Annotated in this window: 10 protein-coding genes; 6 read left to right on the top strand and 4 right to left on the bottom strand. The window is 60.7% G+C overall.

All coding sequences use genetic code 11. The annotated features are described in order from the left end of the window. Nucleotides 1-11: 11 nt before the first annotated feature. From LOY70_RS22450 to LOY70_RS22440, 3 genes are all read left to right on the top strand, one after another. A complete protein-coding gene (locus tag LOY70_RS22450; protein WP_123346187.1) occupies nucleotides 12-416 on the top strand; it encodes a MarR family winged helix-turn-helix transcriptional regulator in 405 nt (134 codons plus the stop codon). A 52-nt stretch (nucleotides 417-468) separates the two neighbouring features. Then, nucleotides 469-1,677: an MFS transporter gene (locus tag LOY70_RS22445; protein WP_265029369.1), complete on the top strand. Its 1,209-nt coding sequence runs from the start codon at nucleotides 469-471 to the stop codon at nucleotides 1,675-1,677. Between the two features lie 184 nt (nucleotides 1,678-1,861). Then, complete coding sequence (locus LOY70_RS22440; RefSeq protein ID WP_265029368.1) at nucleotides 1,862-2,413, top strand: glutathione peroxidase; 552 nt, start codon at nucleotides 1,862-1,864, stop codon at nucleotides 2,411-2,413. Nucleotides 2,414-2,477: 64 nt separating this feature from the next. On the opposite strand, the gene LOY70_RS22435 is transcribed toward LOY70_RS22440, so the two are convergent. The 3 genes from LOY70_RS22435 to LOY70_RS22425 all read right to left on the bottom strand — a co-directional run bounded on the left by LOY70_RS22435 (nucleotide 2,478) and on the right by LOY70_RS22425 (nucleotide 4,876). Then, nucleotides 2,478-3,749, bottom strand: a complete 1,272-nt coding sequence (locus LOY70_RS22435; RefSeq protein WP_265029367.1) for an OmpP1/FadL family transporter — start codon at nucleotides 3,747-3,749, stop codon at nucleotides 2,478-2,480. Between the two features lie 144 nt (nucleotides 3,750-3,893). Next, on the bottom strand, nucleotides 3,894-4,376 hold the full coding sequence (locus LOY70_RS22430) for a hypothetical protein (RefSeq protein WP_123346178.1): 483 nt from the start codon (nucleotides 4,374-4,376) through the stop codon (nucleotides 3,894-3,896). Nucleotides 4,377-4,651: 275 nt separating this feature from the next. Next, a complete protein-coding gene (locus LOY70_RS22425; protein WP_007898912.1) occupies nucleotides 4,652-4,876 on the bottom strand; it encodes a hypothetical protein in 225 nt (74 codons plus the stop codon). A gap of 1,025 nt (nucleotides 4,877-5,901) precedes the next feature. On the opposite strand from LOY70_RS22425, the gene LOY70_RS22420 reads away from it, so the two are divergent. Together LOY70_RS22420 and rmuC are read left to right on the top strand one after the other, a co-directional pair. Further along, nucleotides 5,902-6,225, top strand: a complete 324-nt coding sequence (locus tag LOY70_RS22420) for a sel1 repeat family protein (protein WP_265029366.1) — start codon at nucleotides 5,902-5,904, stop codon at nucleotides 6,223-6,225. A gap of 175 nt (nucleotides 6,226-6,400) precedes the next feature. After that, nucleotides 6,401-7,786 carry a DNA recombination protein RmuC gene (gene rmuC, locus LOY70_RS22415; RefSeq protein ID WP_265038149.1) on the top strand — a complete coding sequence of 462 codons (1,386 nt, stop codon included), beginning with the start codon at nucleotides 6,401-6,403 and terminating at the stop codon, nucleotides 7,784-7,786. Between the two features lie 191 nt (nucleotides 7,787-7,977). On the opposite strand, the gene LOY70_RS22410 is transcribed toward rmuC, so the two are convergent. Further along, the gene (locus LOY70_RS22410; RefSeq protein WP_265029365.1) at nucleotides 7,978-11,448 is read right to left on the bottom strand and encodes a PAS domain-containing hybrid sensor histidine kinase/response regulator; all 3,471 of its coding nucleotides are present in this window, start codon (nucleotides 11,446-11,448) and stop codon (nucleotides 7,978-7,980) included. A gap of 409 nt (nucleotides 11,449-11,857) precedes the next feature. Between LOY70_RS22410 and LOY70_RS22405 the strand changes: the two genes are divergently transcribed. Next, complete coding sequence (locus tag LOY70_RS22405) at nucleotides 11,858-16,714, top strand: Tc toxin subunit A (protein ID WP_265029364.1); 4,857 nt, start codon at nucleotides 11,858-11,860, stop codon at nucleotides 16,712-16,714. Nucleotides 16,715-16,758: the final 44 nt, after the last annotated feature.

The following is a 16,758-nucleotide window of genomic DNA, read 5'->3' as shown; positions in this document are numbered from 1 at the left end:
ATACACGCACCATGCTTCCTTCCCAATGCTTGTGCATCAACCTGCGTCGTGCCGCGCGTGGCGTCAGCAGGTATTACGACGGCGCCCTCGACGGCTTCGGGATCAACGTTGCCCAGTATTCTTTGTTGAGCAATCTGGCGCGCCTGGACCAGCCGAGTATTTCTTCCCTGGCCGAGGCCATGGGCCTGGACCGCAGCACCCTGGGACGCAACCTGCGGGTGCTGGAAGGCGAGGGTCTGGTGGCATTGGCCGAGGGTGAAGACCTGCGCAACCGTATCGTTGTCCTGACCGACGCCGGGCATGCCCGGTTGGCGGCGGCGTTGCCGGCCTGGGAAGCGGCGCAACAACGATTGATCGAAAAACTGGGCGCCGAGAAGCGCACAGCGTTGCTAGCCTTGCTGGATGAACTGGCGTGAAGCCGGTTCGTCCGATGATAAGCGGGTATATACCCGCGAGCGGAGAATAAGAATGACATCGATGTGGCGTACTTGTGGTTGGGTCCTGGTGGGCAGCGCGCTGATCCTGGCGTTGTCCCTGGGCGTGCGGCATGGCTTCGGCCTGTTCCTGGCGCCCATGAGTGCCGAGTTCGGCTGGGGCCGTGAGGTGTTCGCCTTCGCCATCGCCTTGCAGAACCTGATCTGGGGCCTGGCGCAGCCGTTTACCGGCGCGCTGGCCGACCGCTTCGGTGCGGCGAAAGTGGTGCTGATCGGCGGTGTCCTCTACGCCATTGGCCTGGTGTTCATGGGCATGGCCGACTCGCCATGGTCGCTGTCGTTGAGCGCTGGTCTGTTGATTGGCATCGGCCTGTCGGGGACGTCGTTCTCGGTGATCCTCGGTGTGGTCGGGCGAGCCGTGCCGCCGGAAAAACGCAGCATGGGCATGGGCATCGCCAGTGCCGCCGGCTCCTTCGGCCAGTTCGCCATGTTGCCCGGCACGCTGGGGCTGATCGGCTGGCTCGGTTGGTCGGCGGCCTTGTTGGCGCTAGGACTGCTGGTAGCGTTGATCGTGCCGTTGGTGAGCATGCTCAAGGACGTGCCGGCGCCGCTGCTGGGCCATGAGCAAACCTTGTCCGAGGCGTTGCGCGAGGCGTGCAGCCATTCGGGGTTCTGGCTGCTGGCGATTGGTTTTTTTGTCTGCGGTTTCCAGGTGGTGTTCATCGGCGTGCATTTGCCGGCCTACCTGGTGGACCAACATCTGCCGGCCAGCGTCGGGACCACCGTGCTGGCCTTGGTCGGGCTCTTCAATATCTTCGGAACCTACACCGCCGGCTGGCTGGGCGGACGCATGTCCAAGCCTCGGCTGCTGACGGGGCTGTACCTGGTGCGAGCGGTGGTGATCGGCTTGTTCCTGTGGCTGCCGGTGACCACGACCACAGCCTATGCGTTCGGGATGGCCATGGGCTTCTTGTGGTTGTCCACTGTGCCCTTGACCAACGGCACCGTCGCGACCTTGTTCGGTGTGCGAAATCTCTCGATGCTCGGTGGGATCGTGTTCCTGTTCCATCAGTTGGGCTCGTTCCTGGGCGGTTGGCTGGGCGGGGTGGTGTATGACCGCACCGGCAGCTACGACCTGATCTGGCAGGTGTCGATCCTGCTCAGCTTGTTGGCCGCGGCATTGAACTGGCCGGTGCGGGAGCGTCCGGTGGCGCGCCTGCAAGCCCAGGCTGGTGCGGCATGAGTCGCGTCGGCCCGTGGTTGATTGCCGCCGGCGCCGGCCTGCTGCTGGCGTTCGCCTGGTGGGGCTGGCATCAGGGCGGGTTGGCCTTGATGCAACTAGGCATGGGCAACTGTTGAACGAATGGACGGCGTCGGGCCCTGCGGAGTAACGTCGTGGTCTGAGCTGCTTTCAAGGAGATTGCGACATGCTGATGCGCTGGTTTGCTGTTCCCGCTCTGTTGCTGGCCGTGGCCGGGCACGTATGGGCGGCCGATTGCCCGCCGTTGCTGGAAGGTTCGTTGCCCAAGCTGCGGGCCAAAGAGACCATCGACCTGTGCCAACGCTTCGCCGGCAAGCCGCTGGTGGTGGTCAACACCGCCAGCTTCTGTGGTTTCGCCCCGCAATTCAAAGGCCTCGAGGCGCTTAACCAGCGCTACAAGGAGCAAGGTCTGCAAGTGCTGGGCGTGCCCTCCAACGATTTCAAGCAGGAATCCAAGGACGGCGCGGAAACGGCCAAGGTCTGCTACGTCAATTACGGCGTGACCTTCACCATGACCGAACCGCAACCGGTGCGCGGGGCGGATGCCATTCCGTTGTTCAAGCACCTGGCCGAACAATCCGGCGCGCCGAAGTGGAATTTCTATAAATACGTCGTGGACCGCCAGGGCAAGGTGATTGCCAGTTTTTCCAGCCGGATCAAGCCCGATGATCCGGAGTTCATCAAGGCCGTAGAGGCGGCCATCGCTTCGAAACCCTGACCGCCAGCCACGAAAAAGCCCCGGCTCTTTGCAGAGTGCGGGGCTTTTTTCGTTACACGTTACATCAGAAGCGGTAGGTCGCACCGACGCCGAAACCGTTGGCGCTGTTTTCGTATTCGGCGTTGTAGGCCTGGCCCAGCGCATTGCGGCGGTTGACGTTGACTTTCTCTTCCTTGAGGTAGGAGTAAGCCACATCGATGGTCAGGTCGTCGGTCGGGCTCCAGCCGGCACCCAGGCTGAAAATGGTCCGGTCGCCGGTCGGGATGCGTGGCGAACGGTCGGTGTTGTTGGCTGGCGATTGGTCAAAGGACAGGCCGGTACGCAGCACCCACTGTTTGTTCAACTTGTAGGACGTGCCGATGGCGTAGGCCCAGGTGTCGTGCCAGTTCTGTTCTTCGGTGATGGTGCCGAAAAGGGTTGGGTTCAGGGCGCCACCGCCCGTTACGTCGTTATCCACGGTGATGTCTTTCAGGCGGCTCCAGCGGGTCCAGGTGCTGCCGGCGTAGACGGTCCAGGCATCATTGATTTGCTGGGTGACCGAGAAATCCACCGACTCAGGCGTCGTGATGTCCAGCGAAGCGTCGTAGCGTCCGCTACCCAACAGGAAGCCTGGGGTACCAGCACCCGGGCTCACCTCGGTGTGGCCTTCAAGCTTGTACTTGACCTTGGAGTGATAGGTCAGGCCGACGCGGGTGGTGTCGGTCGCCTGGACCAAAAGACCGACGTTATAGCCGTAGCCAATGTCGTCGCCCTTGATCTTCACGTTACCGTCGTTAGGCGAGAACGGTGTGGTCAGCGACGATTCCAGCGAACCAGAAATCCGGTTGATCGTCGGGCCAAAACCAATCGACACCTTGTCATTGAAGGCATAGCTGACGGTTGGCTGGAAGGTCACGACCTTCACTTCACTCTTGCTGCCGAAGTTACGGCCTTGGAAGCGGTTTTCGTAGTCGGTGATCAGGCCGAACGGTGCGTAGACACCCAGGCCGAAAGCCCATTGATCATCGATAGGCTTGACGTAGTAGCCCATCGGCACGCCCGTGAGCGGCACCATGTCGCCCTTGTTGGTACCGGATTGGGTGCCGCTGGCATCGTTGATATCGGTGGAGGCATCAATGGCGGCGAAACCACCGGTGACTTGCTGGCGCTTGAGGCGCGACATGCCGGCAGGGTTGCCAAATACAGTGCTTGCGTCGTCGGCAGAAGAAGAGCGACCCGCAAAACCAGTCCCCATGCCACTGATGCTTTGTTCATTCAAAGCAAAGCCACTGGCGAAAAGCTGAGTGGACGCCAAGGTCACGGCGAGTCCAAGGGTGGTTTTGAGTATTTTTTTCATTGTTAGAACTCCTGATGATCACCGGGGCGAAAATTACCAACATTTTCGTTCAAGCGCCATAGCCTGTTTTGCTTGATTTAGAGAGGTTTTGTAGGACAATCCGACCAAATTCGCGGCCGTTGTAGGAAGTTTCCAAATTTCCCGTCAGCAAGCAACCTGATTCAACGGTGAAACACAGTTTTGCCACGCGTAGGTAAAATCTCGCAAACGTCCTTGGGGGTGAAAGGTCTGGCGCCAGATCCGGGCCATGCCCAGCAGATCATCGGCTTCGGGAAGCGGGGTGTTCTGCTCTTCCACCAGCAGCCAGGCAATGGCCGTGGCGTAGCGCAGGTTGACGGTCAATTCCAGGTGCGGGCCGCTGAGAAAGGCGTGCTGGCTGGCCAGGCCTCGCACCAGGCTGGCACGCTCCGGGTCCAGCGCCAGGTAATGGTCCCAAAGTGCTTGGTGGCGCTGCTCGGGAATGCGATAGAGGCCATGCCCGCGACGGTCATGCAGGGCTGAACCCAGGGCCGATTGGCTGGCGGCAATGCCCAGCAGCAGGGATTCCGCCGTTGCACTGTGGCGCCCCAGGTAAAGGAGCGTCGGGCGGATCACATATCGACACAGTTCGCTGGCAGCGATACCCATAAAACCCTCGAAGTGTGAAAGGGCGGGACCTGAAGGGTGTGGGTTTGGCAGCAGTGGATCGGTTCAGGCCCGCCGGAAGCGGCTCATGCCACCTGACTTGAAGTGTAGTGTCATATTCCTGCTGTAAAGGACTGTTTTTAAAACATCTTCGGCGAACGGTTATAACCCTTATATCCCTCAGTGCTTAAGCCGTTTCGCTTTTTTGAGAAATTCCAGGCAATAAAAAGCCCCGCTTTTTGGGCGGGGCCTATGGGTTCTCAGCCTTTTCTGGCGTCTCAGGCAACCAGTGCCTGACGGGTACGCTCGATCACGGCCTGCAGCGGTTCGGCGCTGGAGTATTGATCGGGGTACAGGCGTTCGCTGTGACGTGCGATGCCGTGTTCGTTGACCAGGGTGAAGCTGAAGCAGCCTTTGCGAGCAGCCATGATCAGGCAGTTCATTGGGGCAAAAGCGTTGGTCAGGGTGCGGATAGCGTCCTGGGTATGGATTTGAGTCGACATGTTATGGGTGTTCCTACAAATGACACGGTTAAGAACCGTGCAACGTTAAAACGTTCCAGTAACGTCGACCACCATTGGTCGAACGAAGAACCCGACTGGAACAAAGCAGCCAGTTTGAGCGCTATAAAAAGTGCGCGCTTGGGCTGGCAGGTAGGTACTTAGGAGGGCAGGCAACACATCAAGGGCAAAGGTTCTGGGCCCGGGGTGAAGATCCTGATCAATTTGCAGGTTGGTTCGGTCAGAGTAATGAGCTTGGCAACACCCTTTGTATTGGATCAAAGGCTGTGTCGACGCAAGGGTTACCTGGAAACCATCGAGGGGGTCGGTCTCTTTTTATCGGTGAGGCTTCTCTTGAGGGAAGGCTGACCGCGGAGATGTGTTCGACCCGGAATTGACTTTCAGCTTGGTACTAACGCTGCGGATACTAACGGAACGAATGGCATAAGGGAAGGGCGTTGGTTAAAAAATATTCAAGCGGGCCACAAAAGATCCGAGTCATTGATCGTTCCCACGCTCTGCGTGGTAATGCATCCCGTGACGCTCTGCCTCACCTTGCGGAAGTGGAACGCGGAGCGTCCCTGGCAGCGTTCCCACGCAGGAGCGTGGGAACGCTCAGTCCGCGCTCGCCGGGCAGCCCACCAGGGTTATCCCCAGGTTCTGCTGCCAAACACACCAAAAAATCGCAGCCTTATAACCCGTTCGGGTGTTACTTGTGCACACTCAACACGAGCTTTGTCACCGAACTGTCATGTGCGAACAATCCGAGGTGGGTGCCTGTATCCAAAATTTAAGTCAATGAAAAACATCGCTTTTTTTTACTGGTGAAAAAATCGTCAGTTTGAGCGCAGGCCCCGTTCCACAGGGGTTGCGGCGAGTTCAGGGTGGGTTGTCCACTGAGTTATCCACAGCTTCTGTGGATTGTCCCAAGCGCTTGCTCTAGAACGGGCGTGCTGGTTTTTTTCGACTTTACCCGTGCGAAAAAAGGAGTAGAGTGGCGCGCCTTCCGATCTAGCCCACAGTGCGTTATGAAGTTTCGCTCAGTATCAAATCCTGTTACTTCCACACCCTCTGGTGTTACCCCACCCAAGCGCATGTCGATGCGTGTGGCCGAGTGGCTGCTCGACAGCCCGCGCCTGGGAGAAAGCGCCAGTGTCAAACATCTGGCCGGCCGTCTGCTCAAGCAACCGGCCCGTGAAGGCGTGGTGGCTGCGCAGAGTCGTCTCGGGCAGCTGATGTGCCGTGAATGCGGGAACGCGCGGGACCGGCGCATTGGCCACGACCTGCTGCGCCAAGCCGCCCGGGCTGGGGATCACCGCGCCCGCCTGGCACTGGGTGAAATCGAAGACTGAGCTGGGCAACCCCCGGCCGCTTGGTTAACCTTCGGGCTTTATTTCATCGGCAGGAATTGTCATGGCTATGGATTTGACCAGCCTGTTGTTGGGCTTGGCGGGCGCTGCGCTGCCGTTGCTCGCGCTGGCCTGGCACCTGCAACGCCAGGCCAGTGCCGCACAGACCGCACAGGCCCTGCTGGAAGAACGCTTGGCCACTGCCCACATGGCCCACGACGGTCTCAACGCCCAGCTCGATGCCTGTCGCGACGAAATCAGCGACTTGAGCCAGGCCAACGCCGCCAAGCAAGCCGAGCTTGCCGCCGCCTGTCGCGAAGTCGAGTTGTTGCAGATCGAGCGCGACAATGCCCGGGACGCGGCCCACGCCTGGAATCTGGAGCGTGCCGGCAAAGAAGCGGAGCTGCGGCGGCTCGATGCCCAGGCGGCTTCATTGCATGCCGAATTGCGCGAGCAACAGGAAAGCCATCAGCAACGGCTGGATGATCTGCAAGGTTCGCGCGATGAGCTGCGGGCACAATTCGCCGAGCTTGCAGGAAAAATCTTCGACGAGCGTGAGCAACGTTTCGCCGAGACCAGCCAGCAGCGCCTGGGCCAGTTGCTCGATCCGCTGAAGGAGCGCATCCAGTCCTTCGAAAAACGCGTCGAAGAAAGCTATCAGGCCGAGGCTCGGGAGCGCTTCTCCTTGGGCAAGGAGCTGGAACGGCTGCAGCAACTGAACCTGCGCCTGAGCGATGAGGCCACCAACCTCACCCGTGCCCTCAAAGGCCAGAAGACCCAAGGGAATTGGGGCGAGCTGATTCTGGAGCGGGTGCTCGAACACGCCGGCCTGGAGAAGGGCCGTGAGTATCAGACCCAGGTCAGCCTCAAGGGCCCGGACGGCGAGCGTTTCCAACCTGATGTGTTGATTTACCTGCCTGGCGACAAGCAAGTGGTGGTCGATTCCAAGGTCAGTCTCACGGCCTATCAGCAGTATGTAGCCGCCGAGGACGACGCCATTGGCCAGCACGCCCTCAAGCAACATGTGGCGTCGTTGAGAGCCCATGTCAAAGGCTTGGCCGGCAAGGATTACAAGCGCCTGGACGGTCTGCACAGCCTGGATTTCGTGTTGTTGTTCGTGCCGATCGAAGCGGCGTTTTCCGCCGCCCTCCAAGCCGAGCCGAACCTGTTCCAGGAGGCGTTTGACCGCAATATCGTGATTGTCAGTCCAACCACATTGCTGGCGACATTGCGGGTGATCGACAGCTTGTGGAAACAGGAGCGCCAAAGCCAGAACGCCCGGGAAATCGCCGAGCGGGCGGGGTGGCTGTATGACAAGTTCGTGCTGTTCATCCAGGACCTGGACGAGATCGGCGGTCGCCTGCAGCAATTGGACAAAGCCTACAGCGCAGCGCGGAACAAACTGACAGAAGGGCGCGGCAACCTGATCAGCCGCAGCGAACAGCTCAAGCTGCTCGGTGCCCGGGCGAGCAAGAGTTTGCCCGCCGATTTACTCGAACGCGCGATGACGGATGCGGATGGACTGCCTGAATTGCCTGAAGACACCGCAAAAACCCAGGACTGAAGCAGAACCCAAGCCTGAAGCAAAACCCTGTGGCGAGGGGATTTATCCCCGCTGGGTTGCGCAGCAACCCCAAGACCAAACACCACGGTGTGCCAGATGAACCGTGCTAGCCGGTTTGCGACTGCTGCGCAGCCGAACGGGGATAAATCCCCTCGCCACAGGTTCAGTGCCCGGCTGGGGAATTCCTGCGCCTACAACGGCAAATGCCGACTCAACAACGCCCGCAACGCCGCCGGCTTCACCGGTTTAGCCAGATAGTCCAGGCCCGCCGCATGCACCTGCGCCACCACCTCAGGCCGGCCGTCGGCGCTGATCACCACGCCCGGGATCGGTTCACCTATGTGCGTGCGCAGCCAGGCCATCAGTTCGGTGCCGGTCTCGCCATCGTCCAGATGAAAGTCCACCAAGGCCAGTTGTGGTCGCCCGCCCTGGGCGAGCCAACGCTCGCATTCTTCGCGGTTGCGCGCGGTCCATACCTGGCAACCCCAGCGTGTCAGCAGGCTGCTCATGCCGATCAGAATGCTCTCTTCGTTATCGACACACAGCACTTGCGCGCCGCTGGGTAAATGGCCATTGAGTTCGGCCACCGGGCCAGGCACCACTGCTTGTGTGCCGGCCAGCGGTACGCTGACGCTGAACACACTGCCGCGCCCCGGCCAGGAACGCACGCGCAAGGTATGGCCCAGCACTCGGCACAGCCCGTCGGCAATCGCCAGGCCCAGGCCGAGGCCTTTTTCCGCGCGGGTCTGGTGGCTGTCCAGGCGTTTGAATTCTTCGAAGATGACCTGCTGTTTGTCTTCGGCGATGCCCGGCCCGCGATCCCAGACTTCCAGGCACAACTCGCCGTTGCGGCGCCGTACACCCAGCAGCACCGGGCCTTTGGCATAGCGGAAGGCGTTAGTGAGGAAATTCTGCAGCACCCGCCGCAGCAACTTGATGTCGCTGTCGACCCGCAGTCGCGAGCTTCGTACCCGGAATTTCAGGCCTTGTTCCTGGGCCAACGCGGTGAACTCGGCGCCGAGGGTGCCAAACAGTTCGTTGAGGGCGAACGGCTTGCGATCGGGGTTGATCTTGCCGTTTTCCAGGCGGGAAATGTCCAGCAAATCAGTGATCAAGTCTTCGGCCGAACGCAGCGAGCTGTCCAGATGATGCACCAGTTGTCGGGCTTCTTCCGGCAAGCCTTCGTGTTGGTGGGACAGCGCGGCGGAGAACAGGCGCGCGGCGTTGAGCGGCTGCATCAGGTCATGGCTGACGGCCGTCAGGAAGCGTGTCTTGGATTGATAGGCCGCTTCGGCGGTGCTTTTGGCGTCGGTCAGCGCCAGGTTCAATTGCGACAATTCCCGGGTACGTTCGGCCACCCGTTGTTCCAGCCCTTCGTTGGCTTCGGTCAAGGCCTGTTCGGCCTCGCGGAAGGCGGTGATGTCGGTGAAGCTCATGACGAAACCGCCGCCGGGCATCGGGTTGCCGATCAGCTCGATGACCCGGCCGTTGGGGAACAGGCGTTCTGAGGTATGGGCGCGCCCCTGGCGCATCCAGTGCAGGCGCCGGGCGACATGCACTTCCGCCTCGCCCGGGCCGCAGAGGCCGCGTTCGGCGTTGTAGCGGATGATGTCGGCAATGGGTCGGCCGACGCTGATCAAGCCGTCCGGATACTTGAACAACTCCAGGTAACGACGGTTCCACGCCACCAGCCTGAGGGACTGGTCGACCACGCTGATGCCTTGGGTGATGTTCTCGATGGCGCCTTGCAGCAGGGCGCGGTTGAACTGCAATACTTCCGACGCTTCATCGGCGATCCGCACCACGTCTTCGAGCTGCATCTCCCGACCTTCAATCGCGGCTTTCACCACCGCCCGTGTCGAAGAGGCTCCCAATACACCGGCCAGCAGGCGTTCGGTGTGGGCGATCCATTCGCTATCGGCATTCTGGCTGGGATTGAAGCCTTTGCCCTGGCGGTAGGCAAAGCGGATAAAACTCTGGCGCGCCCGTTCCTCGCCGACGAAACGTGCGGCCAGTTGCAGCAGGTCTTCGATGTGCACCGCCAGCATCGAACGGGCACTGGGGCGGGCGCTGATTTCCTGGCCGATGAAGCGTCCGGCCTGCCAGTGTTCCGACACGCGGGTGCGCGACAGCATGGACACCCAGGCAAATAGAATGAAGTTACCGGCCAGGGACAGCACGACCCCTTGGGTCAGTGGGGTAATCGGCAGGTTCAAGGGGTTGCCGTGCAACCAGGCCAAGCCCGGGAAGCTGCTGAGCGACAAGCCCAGGCTGTGGGCGGCGATGGGCAGCACCAGGGTGTAGAACCACAGGAAAATGCCCGTGGCGAGACCGGCGAACACACCACGGCGGTTGGCCTGTTTCCAGTACAGCGCGCCCAACATGGCCGGCGCCAGCTGGGTCACGGCGGCGAAGGCGATCTGGCCGATGGTCGCCAGACTCGCCGTCGACCCCAACAGCCGGTAGCTGACATAGGCCAGCAGCAGGATCACCACGATGCTCACCCGCCGCACTGACAGCATCCACTGGCGGAACACTTCGAACGGCCGCTCGGCGTTGTTGCGGCGCAACAGCCAAGGCAACAACATGTCGTTGGAAACCATGGTGGACAGCGCCACGCTCGCCACGATCACCATCCCGGTGGCCGCTGAGGCACCGCCAATGAAGGCCAGCACCGCCAGGGCCGGGTGGGCCTGGGCCAGTGGCAGGCTGATGACGAACGAGTCCGGCAGCACAGAGCTTGGCAGCAGCATTTGCCCGGCGAGGGCGATGGGCACCACGAACAGCGCGGCCAGGGCCAGGTAGGCGGGGAACACCCATTTGGCCAGGCGCAAATCCTGGGGTTCGATGTTCTCCACCACGGTCACGTGAAACTGTCGCGGCAAACAGATGATCGCCATCATCGCCACCCCGGTCTGCACCACCATGGACGGCCAGTTGATGGTTTCTTTCCAGTATTGCTCCAGGCGCGGCGCGAGCATCGCCTGGTTGAACAGGTCGTCGAAGCCGTCATAGAGGCCGTACGTCACGAACGCGCCGACCGCGAGGAAGGCGAACAGCTTGACCAGGGATTCGAAGGCAATCGCCAGCACCATGCCCCGGTGGTGCTCGGTGGCGTCCAGGTTGCGCGTACCGAAGACGATGGTAAACAGCGCCAGGATCAGCGAGACGATCAGCGCGGTGTCCTGGGCACGGGTGCCCATGGCATCGGCGCCGGCGCCGATCAACAGGTTCACCCCGAGCACGATGCCCTTGAGCTGCAAGGCAATGTACGGCAGCACGCCCACCAAACAGATCAGCGCGACCACCACCGCCAGGGACTGGGACTTGCCGTAGCGGGCGGCGATGAAGTCGGCGATGGAGGTGATGTTCTCCTGCTTGCTGATCATCACCATTTTCTGCAGGACCCACGGCGCCAGCACCAGCAACAGGATCGGCCCGAGGTAGATCGGCAGGAACGACCAGAGTTGTTCGGCGGCCTGGCCCACGGCGCCAAAGAACGTCCAGCTGGTGCAGTACACCGCCAGCGACAGGCTGTAGACCCAGGCCCGCACCCGTGGCGGCAGCGGCGTGCTGCGCCGGTCGCCGTAGAAGGCGATGGCGAACATGATGGCCATATAGGCCAGGGCAACAACGGCGATCAGCCCGCTGGACAGCGACATGGAAACTCCCGAACAAAGACACCGGGGCGTGGGCCCGACAGGACAGTCTGGCATGCCCGCTCGGGTTCGTCAGTGTCGACCAAGGTCGAGGCACTGTCAGTTCCTACAGTTGTTGGGCAAAAAAAGCTGTGTTCTATTTGTTTCACTGTCTCCATTGCTTCCAATCAAATGGATGACAACTCAACCGTTGGACTCTAAGCGCGAGTCCGGAGCAGTGTTCGCAGGTTTGGCCCATCGTAGATGGGTAATCGCCGATAAGGCGGCGTTACTCATCATGGGGTGGGCCTGAGTTTTACTGGGTAGTTTCGCGCGCAGGCTGTGGGTCTAGAAGTCTTTCTTCGGAGAACTTTCGATGCCGCCGGATCTTCGCTCGTCTTCAGCTTCCCGGGCTCCGTGGGCGACAACCCTGATGTCGCAATTGAATCCCTCCGCAAGCGAAACAATCAATGCCATTGTTGCTCAGGCAGGCTCAATCCTGGAGCTCGCGCGTGAGCATCCCGAGCGTTGGATTGAGCAGGGCTTGCGCATCGGGCCGGCCCAGGAACTGCACGAGCGCGCAGTGAGCGCGGCGATATGGATGGCCCGCCAGTATCGCGAGCGCGAGCTTCGAGGGGCGGATCGCCAGACCTACGATGTGCGCCGCGGTTTTGCCTCGCTGACGGATGGGCCGCGTTATGACCGGGAGTTTGACGAAGACTGGTCGAACATGGCCCGTCCGAATGCCATCGAGGTAAGAACCTCACCGGTGGCCTACCTGGTCAGCCTTTACAGGAAGGCGCTCTCCTTGGAGGACTTTGGAGATGAGGGCAGCTTGTTTCGTCTGCAGGACAGGCGGCCGGATATTGCCGCCGCACTGATTGATTCCGCGGCGATGACACAGGAATGTTCGGTGCTATCGCTGTCGACGAAAATTCTGGAAGCGTCGCTTCTCAACGCTGGACGGCTATCGGATCCCGATACTGTCGAGGCGGACAGGGTCCTTGCGAGCGCGCGTTATCCGCTGACCATGCCGTACGAGCATTGGGTTGAGCAGCTTGGCGTGATCTTGTCGCTTTTTGACTCGTCCGTTTCAGTTTTTGGTGAACTGGCGCGCGCAACTGACCCCGAGTTTCATTATTTTGCCTTTTCGGGCATGCAGACCGATCGCGGCGACGATACGTTCCTTCTGAGCTTGCCAATCGGCCCGGCGCGCCGGGAACTTCTCTTGGAAGCGCTTTTCAACGGCGCCCGGCCAGGAAACGAAGAGGAGCTGGCGAATTTTTACTGGACGACCTATCGGGTCTATACCAGGGCGGCTTTAGAGGACAGCGCGGAATTTTGCACGCGCACTGGGATAAAGCGAGACGCGCTTCCCGGGTTGTTTGCCGTTAGGGAAGACGCACCGGTTTTGTCCAGGTATGCCTCTGCGGCGGCGGTTTCCCTTCAAGAGCCCGGTCCCCATGAGTTTGGCGCGGTTTACATCAATGGGGCGCAGCACCCCGCTATTGACCTGCTGGCAATGCATGACCCGCACACCTTTCGACAGGCCAGGGACACGGAAGCCGTCCCGGTCGATCCACCCGTCCAGTTGGCCAATCTGACCGATGAACGTGCGGACCGGATCCATCGGCTTATCCGGCTCAGCCGATGGCTCGGGACCTCTTTTCGAGAGATGGATCAACTGGTTGTCGCCGCCCATCACGCCGAGAAAAAAAATGGAGCGCCGCAAATTACGCGCAATACGCTGAAAGCCCTAGGGGTTTTCTGCGAGATGCGGCAGCGTTATGCGGTGACCGCAGAGGATTTTGCTGCCTGGCTCGATAAGGTATCGGTTGTTGGCGCTGGAGAGACGGCTGCCCAATACGACCGCATTTTTGTCAAGCATGGGCTTTTGGGGGAGCCCCTGGTCCTGGACGACTCGCCATTCAGCGCACGGATCGAAGACAACACGGATGAACACGGGCGGGAAACTGTCCAGGCGATTTGTGCGAGCCTTGGCCTGGATACGTCCGAGTTCACCTACATGGCGCGTGTTGTCGCCAATAGCTATGACCCGCCGGAACTCAAACGCAACCTGGAAATTTTGTCTTCCTTCTATCGCATTGTCAGTATCGCCCGCTATTTGGAAGTTCCGCCGACGGTGCTGATCGGGCTTGTGCAGACGCTCGGTCAATCGGGGCCGGTCTTGAAGCAAATTGCTGGCGTCCCTTCGGTGGATGCGCTGCCCACGCTGGGGGCAACGGATTTTTCCGCGGCGTTGATGGCGGTTGTCGATTGCGTGCGCTGGTGCCGGGACAAAGGCATCGATCTGGCGTGGTTTGTGCGGGCCATGCGCTCGAACACGACCGTTCCCGTGGCCAGTGACAGTGAACGGCAATTGGTCGCCAGTTTACATACCATGCTGGGGAGTCTGCGCATCACCCATGAAGTCCTGGAGCAAGCCGGTGTTCCCCCAGCGTTGAATACCGTGGCGACAGCCGTCGGCATTGATTGGGTGGCATTGCTGACGGACGTTATCGATGCCCAGGGCATTGTACTTGACGGCGTTTCGGGCTCGGACACGGATTACGCGGTGAGCGTTCGTAACATCGTTGCCGATGTGGTGGAGAGGATCGCCCAAGGGGAGGATTTAATCCACGTGGACGACCAGGGTGAGGCGGACACGCTTAAAAATACGGTTGTGGAATCCGTGACCGCGGTCATTCTCCGGATGCGGGCTTCGCAGCGGGCCCTGGTCGAAGAGCATCTGGCCACCTACCTGGCTATTTCGTCCGACCTTGTCCTGCCTCTTATCGAGTGGGCTGATCAGAGCGTCTACGATATTTTGCGTTGGGTGTGGGAGACAGAGGGCGTGGTGACCCCCGCTGAGTCATTGCGCTCGATGGCCTTGCAGTTCTTGAGCCCCTCCGATCCGGTTGCACGGCATTTTCGAGCCGCCGCCGGGCATCCGGTCGCGTTCCTCGTGGATGAGGACGACGACTTTGAAGATTGGAGCAATGTCGACGTCATGCTCCAGAAGTTGGGGAGCTTGCATCGCTTGGCCGATGTGGTTCGTCAGTTCGAGTTGGATGGCGAAATGCTGAGCCGCCATGCGGCCAGCAAGCGGCAATTGGAAGGTCGGCCCGACGCCCCCGATTCATTCGGATTTGCGCCAGGTCTGGATGCAACCGGCGCGATTGCGCTGACCACGCTGTATCACCTGCAAACCTATCGCGATGTCACGTCGCGAATGCAAGCTTCACCATCGGCATTGATGGACTACTTGTCCCTGGTCAACGATACCCAGGCCTTTGATCCTGATCTTATCGCCGAGAGCGAGGACTATGCCCGCCTGATGCAGGATGCGGCCGCCGTCAAGGTCGCGGAGATGTTGGGCGTCAGCGCGCGCGAAGTGCTGGAGGCCGCACGTTTTATTGCACCGACGGGGGTGATTACCCAGCTGAGCCAATTCAATGGCTTTATCCGAATGCTGGAAATGGCCCGTACGAGCCAACTCAGCATTCTGGCCTTGCATGAACTGGGCGGATTGCCGGTGTCCGCCAATACGGAAGACTATCGCAGCGCCGTGCAATACGCCCTCGGCAGTCTCTACGCCGGTCGGCTGCAACAGGGTGGTTCCGGCAGTGTTCCCGAGGTCGGCCAGGCGGCAACGAGCGAGGCTTCCGTCGACCAGACGCGCCTGGTGGCCAACGCGCTGAGCTTGGCCCCGGAAAAGGCGCAGGCGGTGTATCGCCTGCTGGTGCGGGATTTGAGCGGAAAACCGCTGGTCAATATCCGCGTGCGTTGGTCGCTGGCAGGCCCCGGGACCCTGGACACGGATATCTCGCACACGGATATCGACGGGGTGGTCGAGGTCACCTTGACATCAAGCGCCGAGATGGGCATCGCAACGGTTTTTGCAACCATCGGGCTCGATCAGCGCATTGCCATGCCCACGGTGACCATTGACTGCGACGAAGAAACGCTGAGCCTGCGTCAGCCGAAACCGGATGAGGACGTTGCGCCTAAATTGGCCGGTCGTCGTGAGTCTTTTGAATTGTCCGTCGTCTTGCGGGACGGTTATGGAAACTGGGGGCGCAGCAGGCGTGTGCGTTGGAGCGTGATCGAGGGGCCAGGCCAGTTCAAGAAGGATACGACGGTTGCCGATGAAAACGGGGTTGCCCGTGCCCAGTTGTTCAGTAACGAGGAGGGGGTGACGAAGGTCCGGGCAAGCCTTGGCGAAGGTCTGGAGCTTGAAGGTTTTGCGGCGTTTCGCTTCATCGATGCGCCCTTTATCGATAACAGCAGCTACAGGCTGCGCTTCAAGGGCCCGAATGTACTGGGGCTGGACGTCACAATCGCTTGCCGCGTTCTCTCACTGAGCGGCGCGGGCAAGCCAGGAGAGCAAATCGACTGGAGCGTGCAATTCGCTGATGAGTCGAACTATGCACCGGGCGAGCCGGTTGCTTCTGGTGTTGACGGATACGCGGTTCTCGAGCTGCCTTCGTCCGTGCTGAAGGAGGGCGCCATGACGGTCCGCGCGACGCTGTTGCCCTCAGAGGCAGGGGATGAGAGAGCAGAGTTTTTCGAACAGGTCATGATCATTCTGCCCGTGCCGAGGCTCGCCGCGGCGTCACCGGCCAACGTGTCGGTGATTGCGTTGGCCGGTGAGGTGGTGCATGTGCGGGTGCGGGTGGAAGCCGAGGTGGGGGCAGACTCCACGACGGTATTTCAGGGGGTTGGTGAGTACCCCGTGCAATGGGACATGGACGGTGGCGGGGACGGGAAAGGGACGCGGACCGATGCCGAAGGCATGACGGCTTTTGCCGTGCCGATTGATCGGGCTGGAGAATATACCCTGTCGGCCACGCTGGATGCCCCCTCGGGGCAGGCCGTGACCTTCACGGTGAATGTCCTGGCAGAGCCGGATTGGCGGTTCTTCCTGGCGCCGCTCGGGCAGGCGGCGAGCGAGGATGAGCAGGACTCGCTGACATTCATCGTTGGCAAGAAATACACATTGACCCTAGAGGATAAGTCCGACTCCAGTGATACGACGGGACGCGAGATTGCCCTGACCTGGAGTGGCGTCAACCCGGTCGGCCAGGGGCTGGTGGCCAATCCGAGTTTCTTGCAGATGCGTCGGCTTCCCGAGGGCGGACGCTTGAGCTGGCAGATCGAGTGCAGGCAACTGCCGGATCCCCGGGCGGTATTTTCGATTGGCGCGACACTGCAAGGCACCCGGTACAGCCAGATCCTGCGAACGAAAATCCAATCGGACGAGCCATTGTCCCGACGACCGCGACGTTGAGCCTCGCTGTCAGCGCAACCGTTTTTTACGTATTTCAGACGCAC

Origin of the sequence: Pseudomonas sp. B21-054, assembly GCF_026016345.1 — a bacterium.
Taxonomy (GTDB): Bacteria; Pseudomonadota; Gammaproteobacteria; order Pseudomonadales; family Pseudomonadaceae; genus Aquipseudomonas.
The sequence above is the reverse complement of the archived record's forward strand: the minus strand, read 5'-3'. Positions and strand labels throughout refer to the sequence as shown.

Bases quoted from the DNA above. Each gene is read 5' to 3' on its own strand.
- LOY70_RS22450 (WP_123346187.1), top strand. From the start codon at position 12: ATGCTTCCTTCCCAATGCTTGTGCATCAACCTGCGTCGTGCCGCGCGT.
- LOY70_RS22445 (WP_265029369.1), top strand. From the start codon at position 469: ATGACATCGATGTGGCGTACTTGTGGTTGGGTCCTGGTGGGCAGCGCG.
- LOY70_RS22440 (WP_265029368.1), top strand. From the start codon at position 1,862: ATGCTGATGCGCTGGTTTGCTGTTCCCGCTCTGTTGCTGGCCGTGGCC.
- LOY70_RS22435 (WP_265029367.1), bottom strand. From the start codon at position 3,749: ATGAAAAAAATACTCAAAACCACCCTTGGACTCGCCGTGACCTTGGCG.
- LOY70_RS22430 (WP_123346178.1), bottom strand. From the start codon at position 4,376: ATGGGTATCGCTGCCAGCGAACTGTGTCGATATGTGATCCGCCCGACG.
- LOY70_RS22425 (WP_007898912.1), bottom strand. From the start codon at position 4,876: ATGTCGACTCAAATCCATACCCAGGACGCTATCCGCACCCTGACCAAC.
- LOY70_RS22420 (WP_265029366.1), top strand. From the start codon at position 5,902: ATGAAGTTTCGCTCAGTATCAAATCCTGTTACTTCCACACCCTCTGGT.
- LOY70_RS22410 (WP_265029365.1), bottom strand. From the start codon at position 11,448: ATGTCGCTGTCCAGCGGGCTGATCGCCGTTGTTGCCCTGGCCTATATG.
- LOY70_RS22405 (WP_265029364.1), top strand. From the start codon at position 11,858: ATGTCGCAATTGAATCCCTCCGCAAGCGAAACAATCAATGCCATTGTT.